6 protein-coding genes and 2 pseudogenes are annotated in these 7768 nt (G+C 35.1%); 6 read left to right on the forward strand and 2 right to left on the reverse strand.

Annotation, left to right across the window (positions count from 1 at the left end; translation table 11 throughout):
* The 4 genes from V7659_RS10380 to V7659_RS10395 all read left to right on the forward strand — a co-directional run.
* A partial coding sequence (locus tag V7659_RS10380) for a hybrid sensor histidine kinase/response regulator (protein ID WP_335539921.1) occupies positions 1-1946 on the forward strand: 1946 nt, incomplete at its 5' end.
* The gene (locus V7659_RS10385; RefSeq protein ID WP_335539923.1) at positions 1930-2775 is read left to right on the forward strand and encodes a CheR family methyltransferase; all 846 of its coding nucleotides are present in this window, start codon (positions 1930-1932) and stop codon (positions 2773-2775) included. The genes V7659_RS10380 and V7659_RS10385, both read left to right, overlap by 17 nt.
* Complete coding sequence (locus tag V7659_RS10390) at positions 2717-4780, forward strand: PAS domain S-box protein (RefSeq protein ID WP_335539925.1); 2064 nt, start codon at positions 2717-2719, stop codon at positions 4778-4780. Before V7659_RS10385 ends, V7659_RS10390 begins: the two co-directional genes overlap by 59 nt.
* Positions 4781-4819: 39 nt before the next feature.
* Positions 4820-5767: a sugar ABC transporter substrate-binding protein gene (locus V7659_RS10395; RefSeq protein WP_335539927.1), complete on the forward strand. Its 948-nt coding sequence runs from the start codon at positions 4820-4822 to the stop codon at positions 5765-5767.
* A 71-nt stretch (positions 5768-5838) separates the two neighbouring features.
* On the opposite strand, the gene V7659_RS10400 is transcribed toward V7659_RS10395, so the two are convergent.
* Positions 5839-6498 carry a YczE/YyaS/YitT family protein gene (locus V7659_RS10400; RefSeq protein ID WP_335539929.1) on the reverse strand — a complete coding sequence of 220 codons (660 nt, stop codon included), beginning with the start codon at positions 6496-6498 and terminating at the stop codon, positions 5839-5841.
* On the reverse strand, positions 6495-6938 hold the full coding sequence (locus V7659_RS10405) for a GNAT family N-acetyltransferase (RefSeq protein ID WP_335539931.1): 444 nt from the start codon (positions 6936-6938) through the stop codon (positions 6495-6497). The genes V7659_RS10400 and V7659_RS10405 overlap by 4 nt, the downstream gene beginning before the upstream one ends.
* Positions 6939-7066: 128 nt before the next feature.
* Here V7659_RS10405 and V7659_RS10410 point away from each other — a divergent pair.
* Both V7659_RS10410 and V7659_RS10415 read left to right on the forward strand, forming a co-directional pair.
* A pseudogene (locus V7659_RS10410) lies at positions 7067-7515 on the forward strand (MarR family winged helix-turn-helix transcriptional regulator).
* 25 nt (positions 7516-7540) lie between these two features.
* A pseudogene (locus V7659_RS10415) lies at positions 7541-7768 on the forward strand (GNAT family N-acetyltransferase); the annotation flags it as partial.

The raw sequence follows: 7768 nt of genomic DNA on the forward strand, positions 1-7768 counted from the left end.
AGCAAAGTTGGCTTAATGCAAAAATTGCTGAAATAGCCACCATTTATCCGGAAGTTGAAAATGTTTCCATTTTAGCAGAATTGTTAATTACAAAGCTTGTCCCGATGGTGGGAGCAAGTTGCGGAGTTTTCTATGTAAAGGAAGTAGAAGAGAGAGAGCAGTATTTAAAGAAGATATCTGCCTATGCTTCTCTAGATGATAATAAAGATTATATGCGGTTTCGTTTTGGAGAAGGCCTTATCGGACAGTGCGCCCTTGAAAAACGTTCCATTTTACTCACCAATGTTCCAGATCATTACGTAAAAATAGGATCAGGCACGGGAGTTGGTTCACCAAAAAATATTATTATTTTACCGATTCAATTTGAAAATGATGTACTAGCTGTCATTGAAATTGCATCATTTGAGAACTTTTGTCCCCTCCAGGTTAAGTTATTAGAAGCAGTAACTAATAATATAGGCATCAAGATAAACAGTATTGTTAGTCATATGAAAGCAGAAAGATTATTGCAAGAATCACAAGCATTGACAGAAGAACTCCAATCTCAATCAGAAGAACTGCAGTTACAACAAGAGGAATTAAGGACGACGAATGAAAAACTTGAGGAGCAGTATATAGCCTCTGAACAAAAGAACAAGGAAATTGAAAAGGTGAGAGAGGCGCTTGAAGAAAAAGCGCAACAATTAGAACTTAGCTCTCAATATAAATCCGAGTTTCTAGCCAATATGTCACACGAGTTAAGAACTCCACTTAATAGTTTACTAATTTTAGCGCAAATACTTGCTGAAAACGGGGATGGTAACCTTTCCGTTGAGCAGGTTGAGTATATTCGGACGATCTACTCATCTGGTAATGATTTACTTCATTTAATCAATGATGTCTTAGATTTGGCGAAAGTAGAGTCAGGAAAATTAGATGTTAATCCTAAAGAGGTAGATCTTCATGATGTCCAAGATTTTATTGAAAGACAATTTTCCCCTCTAGCGATTCAAAAACATGTACAGTTTTCAATTAAGATGGAAGGAAGTTTAGCAAGGACATTCTATACTGATGAACAACGCTTACAGCAAATTTTAAAAAATCTCCTTTCAAATGCGTTTAAGTTTACTGAACGTGGCAGTGTATTATTAGATATTCGGAAGGAAATAAAAGACATCAGTGGGCAGCTTTTTGAGGGTGAAACTCGAGAGCATTCGATGCTTGCTTTCTCCGTGATCGATACTGGAATTGGCATTGATAAAGACAAACAAGAAACAATATTTGATGCCTTTAAACAAGCAGATGGAACGACAAGTCGTCAATATGGAGGCACTGGATTAGGACTGTCCATTAGTCGCGAAATGGCCCAATTATTAGGTGGATTTATAGAGGTCTCTAGTACGAAGGGAAATGGAAGCACCTTCACTTTATATTTGCCATACTTTCAATCAACCAGCAAAATAGTAGAAAATACCGCTTTGGAAGAAGCTGCCATAAGTCTTTATGAGGATGATTCACTCAAAGATTTAGCAGGTCCAATAAAACAAGATGGCATTTCTTCTTTGAAAAACAAGAAAATTCTCATTGTAGATGATGATATACGAAATGTGTATGCCTTAACCATTGCACTTGAGAAGTTTGAAATGGATATAATTGTAGCAGAAAATGGCCGTGAAGGTATTGAGGTATTAAAGGAAAATCCAGAAACAGACCTCATTTTAATGGACATTATGATGCCAGAGATGGATGGATTTGAAGCAATGCGGCGAATTCGTCATCTAACTGAATTCCAAACAATCCCGATCATCGCCCTTACAGCTAAGGCAATGAAGCGCAGCAGAGAAGAATGTTTAGATGCGGGAGCAACGGATTATATCAGTAAGCCGATTAACTTAGACCAGTTATTTTCCTTAATGCAAGTATGGCTGTATAGTAAGGAGGGGAGAGAATTTGATAATAAAGCCTAATATTCTACAGACAGATGAAATAGAAAGAATAGAAATCGATCTACTGCTTGAGGCCGTTTTTCGATTTTATGGTTATGATTTTCGAAACTATGCCTTTCCTTTCATTCAAAGGAGAATTAACCATCGTGTACGTAAGGAAAATCTACCTAGCATATCTGCTCTCCAGGAAAAAGTACTTCGTGATCCAGTTGTCATGGGGGAATTGCTTTCTGATTTCTCGATTAATGTAACAGAGATGTTTCGGGATCCTTCATTTTTTAAGACATTCCGAACAAAGATCATCCCTTTAGTAAAAGATTATCCTGAAATTCGAATTTGGCATGTTGGCTGTTCTTCAGGAGAAGAGGTCTATTCTATGTCTATTCTCTTACATGAAGAAGGGATTTACGAAAAAACGAGAATTTTTGCTACTGATATTAACAAATGTGTTTTAGAAAAGGCGAAGCAAGGGACCTTCCCTTTAGACAGGATGCAGCTCTACACTAAAAACTATATCGAGGCAGACGGGAAAAGGGCTTTTTCAGAGTATTACAAGGCAGTGGATCATAAAGTATTTTTCCATTCCTTTTTGCAAAAAAATGTGGTGTTTGCCCAGCACAATTTAGTAACAGACCAATCGTTTAACGAGTTTGATATTATTATATGCCGGAATGTCTTAATCTATTTTAATAAGGTTCTTCAAAATCATGTCCACACGTTATTATATAAGAGCCTAAGCCCAGCAGGGTTTCTTGGGTTGGGTATAAGAGAGGGGATAAAATTTACAAGTTATGAACACTGTTACAGAGAATTTGACACATCAGAAAAACTCTATCGAAAAGTTAACTAGTCCCCATTCTAATAAGGTAAATATATTAATGGTGGATGATCATCCTGAAAACCTATTAGCATTGAAAGCTGTACTTACATCTCCCAATTATCACTTGGTTAGCGCAAATTCAGGTAAAGAAGCGTTAAAATGTATGCTTAAACAAGATTTTGCTGTTATTTTACTAGATGTACAGATGCCTGGGTTAAATGGTTTTGAAACAGCGAAGCTTATTAAGGCTCGAGAAAAAACCAGGCATATTCCAATTATTTTTATTACAGCGATTAGTCTAGATATGGAACATGTGTATGAAGGGTATTCAGTTGGGGCCATTGATTATATTATGAAACCCTTTAATCCAAAAACATTGAAGTATAAAATTGAACAATTTGTTAAAATTCACCAAAATCATCAAGAAAATATCATTCAAACTGATCGAGAACGTAAAGTTGAACTGAATGAGATGAATAAAAAGTTAGATCGAACCACCTTAAATTTACGTCGTACAGAGGCATTATCTAAAGTTATTGGTGAAACCATCGTTGACACGATCATTACGTTTGACGATCAGGGATCTATATTATCGGTGAATCCAGCAATAAAAAGCATGTTTGGATACAGAGCTGAGGAATTAATCGGCGGCAATGTTTTGAAACTTTTTCTAACATGGATGGGAGATCATGTCCAAGATTCTTCGTTTTCTTTACTATCCACTATAAAAAAATCCGCAGGAAAGGTGGTAGAATCGGTAGCTGTTCGGAAAGATGAAAGTCACTTTCATGCTGACATTCTAATTGGTGAAACCACCATTGAAAAGCAAAACCTCTTTGTATGTAGCATTCGAGATGTCACAGAAAGGAAGCAGATAGAGGAGATTAAGAAACTTCAATACAATAATATGGAACAAATAGTAGAAAAACGAACCCAAGAACTGATAAGGGCTAATGAGAGACTACAAAATGAGATAGAGGAACGAGAAAAAATCGCCAGCCATCTGTACCGTTCCCAAGAAAGATTTCGTAAAATCTTTGAATCTAGTCCCTGTTTAATGGCGATTTTTTCTCAGAAGAATTTAACCTTTATTGAAGTAAATACTAGTTGGTTAAACTTTACTGGTTATAGCATGACAGAGTTGGAGAAGCGCAAAATAAATGTAAAGAATTTTATTGATGAATTCACAGGAAAGCCTATAAATCTGGATCTGAAAATTCGTAATAAGAAAATTAGCTATAAGACGAAAAACGGCGAAATTCGCGATGGATTATTATCGACTGAAATGATTGATATCCATCCGGAACCATGTACGCTCATTGTTTTAACAGATATTACGGACACCGTTCACCTAGAGAAAGAGATGTCCCGCTTAGACCGTTTGAATTTAATCGGTGAGATGGCAGCAGGAATCGCCCATGAAATTAGAAATCCCATGACTACTGTTCAAGGATTTTTACAATTATCAAGGAATGACAGTGCTAATCTATCAGCAGAGATCATTGATTTGATGTTAGATGAATTAACAAGGGCGAACTCTATTATTACAGAATTCCTTAATTTAGCCAAAAACAAGGTTAGTGTGAAGAAAAAGCAAAACTTAAATAGGATACTTGAAGCATTATCTCCATTAATTCAAGCTGAAGCTTTTCGGTCAAGTAAACATGTTAAGTTGGAATTAAATCAGTGTCCGGATATATTCATAGATCAGAAAGAAATCCGTCAACTGATTTTAAACATTGCATTAAATGGGCTAGATGCCATGTCTTCTAACGGAATACTTACCATAAAAACATATACGGAAAATCAGACCGTCGTTTTAGAAATAATAGATCAAGGTCATGGCATTAGCCCGGAAGTACTACAAAAACTAGGAACACCTTTCTTTACAACGAAGGAGACGGGAACAGGATTAGGTTTGGCTATTTGCTACAGTGTAGCTAAACGACATCATGCCGAAATTGATATCACAACAGGGGATGAGGGAACTGTTTTCTCGATCCGCTTTCAATTAAATTCCAGTCCTAATCAGTGAGAGTTTCATTTCTTAAACGAAAAGAGAGGGGAGGATGTAGTGTTCAAAAAAGGAAAACTAGTTATTCTTGTTGGAGCAGTTATTTCTGTTATCATTATAAGTTTTATTTCTAAATCATTTGCAGACGAAAGACCGAAAGTGGTTATTGTTTTAAAGAATATGGACACACAATATTGGGAAATTGTTAAAGCAGGTGCTGAAAAAGCGTTTAGTGACTTTGGTATGGACGGGAAAGTTATCGCACCACTTGATGGTTCTACTAAAGAACAAAGGAGATTATTAGAGAAGACTTATCAAGAAAATCCAGATGTATTAATTGTTGCACCTATTGATTCAACGGTTATACCTTTATTGGATAAGTATACGAAACAAAAGAAAATTCCTGTATTGTTAGTAGATCAAGATAATCCTTGGGAAAATAAAACTTCTTATATCGGTACCGATAACGTAGATCTAGGAAAAAAGGCAGGCTCGCTTTTAGCCTCGCAACTTCAACCTGGAAATAAAGTTGCCATTATCGGTGGACATTTATCAATCTCAGTATTTAGAGAACGGATAAATGGAGCTAAAATGGCTTTAAAAGATGCAGGGATCATAGTAGCGGCAGAAACAGTATGGAATTCGGATGATGCAAAGACAGTAAAAAAAGAAATGACAAAGATGTTGCATGATCATCCTGATATTAAGGGAGTCTTTGCGACTCATGACATCTCCGCTTTACTTGTAATAAAAGTATTGAAGGAACAAGGTGTTACTATACCAGTCATAGGAGCAGACGGAATTCCAGATATGCTGAATTTAATAAAGAATGGAACGATCTCAAGTACAGTAGCACAAAACCCTTATGATATGGGGTATTTAAGCGTTGAAACAGCATTGAAAGTAACAAAAGGGAAAAATGTTGAAAAAGTCGTTGATACCGGCGTAGATATCATCATTAAAGAAAATGCAAAACAGAGATTAGACTTCTATAAATTGTTAAAATGAGTAAATGGGTGTCAGGCACCATCCAGAATTTTTTTGGATGGTGCATGACACCTTTTTTACGGTTGCCTTAATTAAATGTTTTTTTCTTTATCATTATGGGGTATTGTCCAGGAGTGTTTTAATATGCGGTCTAATACTTTTTCAGTAAATGGCATGAAGTAATTAAGTATTAGCCCCCCTAAACAAACGGTTAATAAAGTTCCAACGCCAATTGGTCCATTTAATATCATAGCCATTATCAAGAATACGAGGTAAATGAATGTTCTCGAAAAGAATATATTTGTTCTAGTTAATTCTTGTATGATTAATGTTAACCGGTCAACGGGAATTGGTGCAAAATTTGTGTGTAAATAGGTTGCAGTGCCTAATCCTATAACAACTAAACCGATCCCAAAACAAACAACTTTGCTGTACCATAGTTCAGGTGTTATCAAATGGTGCAATAAAAAAAGCCACATATCAATACCAATACCAGTGATAAATGCTGTTAACAACCCCAAAACTTCTGGATGTTGTCTTTTTAAAATTGAATTACAACCTATCAAAATGAAAGCTATTATTATTTCCCAACTTCCCACTGTAAGCCCCACATTTATGGACAGTCCTACCAAAACTGCATCAAAGGGTGAAGTACCTAGGTCTGATTTTATAGTTAAAGAAATACCAAGGGTTAATAGTAATATTCCTAATACATAAACAACAAATTTAGCTTTACTCGATCTCATCATCATTTTTTAGTAGATAATTCTTTGAGCATGAGAATATGTGGGATTCCATCTTCCATAAAGATTGTAGATGATGTCCTAAACCCTAGTTTTCTATAAAATCCTTCTGCCTGAGTTTGTCCATGTAATTTAACCTGCGAGGCTCCTCGCTTTTCCGCAATTTCTTCTAACGCTTGTATTATGATTTTTCCAAGCCCAAATTTACGGTAAGGTTCAAGGATACAGATTCTCTCCAATTTCCCTACTCCATGAATAAACCTGATCCTTCCCGTACCGACTGTTTGTTCATTATAATGGACTAATATGTGTTCGCAAAGACCATTCAGTGTATCAAATTGATCAAATTCATCTTCTAGTGGTACACCTTGTTCCTTCACAAATACTTGTTCCCGAATAGCAAATGCTGCCTTTAAATCTTCATCCATCGTTATTCTTTTTGCATACATTTTTTTCAGTCCTTTTAATTTTTATATGACCTTGATAATTTTGTTGCAAATGCAATAAAATTAGGTTAAATTTAATTTATATTAATTTTGTAGTAAATGCAACAAAAAAGTACCTTAAGGAGATAATCATGAAAGAAATTTTACGAGAAATTGGAATGATCGCAAGGGCATTAGATTCTATAAGTAATTTAGAATTTAAAGAATATGACCTTACAAAAGGTCAGTATTTGTACCTGGTGCGAATATGTGAAAGCCCAGGAATCATTCAAGAAAAGTTAGCTGAAATGATAAAAGTAGACCGGACAACGGCAGCTCGTTCTATAAAAAAACTTCAAATGAATGGTTTTATTGAAAAGAAAGAAGATGAACATAACAAAAAAATTAAAAAGCTTTTTCCAACAGAGAAAGGGCTAAATGTTTATCCATTTATAAGAAGAGAGAATGATTACTCCAATACCGTTGCATTAGAGGGATTTTCCGAAAGGGAAGTAGNNTTTTTACTCTTCTTCAAAAGGTTAGAAAAAATGTAGAAAAAGACTGGGAATTTGTAAAAAAGGGAAACAAGAGAAATTATTGATTATATAAAGGAGCGATATATTAAAATGACTATTAACATAAAACAGTGTACCCTTGAAGATTTACGCATCCTTCAAGAAATTAGTTATGTAACATTTAATGAGACATTTAAGGACCAAAATTCACACGAAAATATGACTACCTATTTGGAAAGAGCATTTAACTTAGAACAATTAGAAAAAGAATTAACTAATATTTCTTCGCAATTCTTTTTTGTTTATTTTAATAATGAAGTCGCAGGATATTTAAAGAAC

Source organism: Neobacillus drentensis (assembly GCF_036966985.1).
Lineage (GTDB): Bacteria > Bacillota > Bacilli > Bacillales > Cytobacillaceae > Neobacillus > Neobacillus drentensis_E.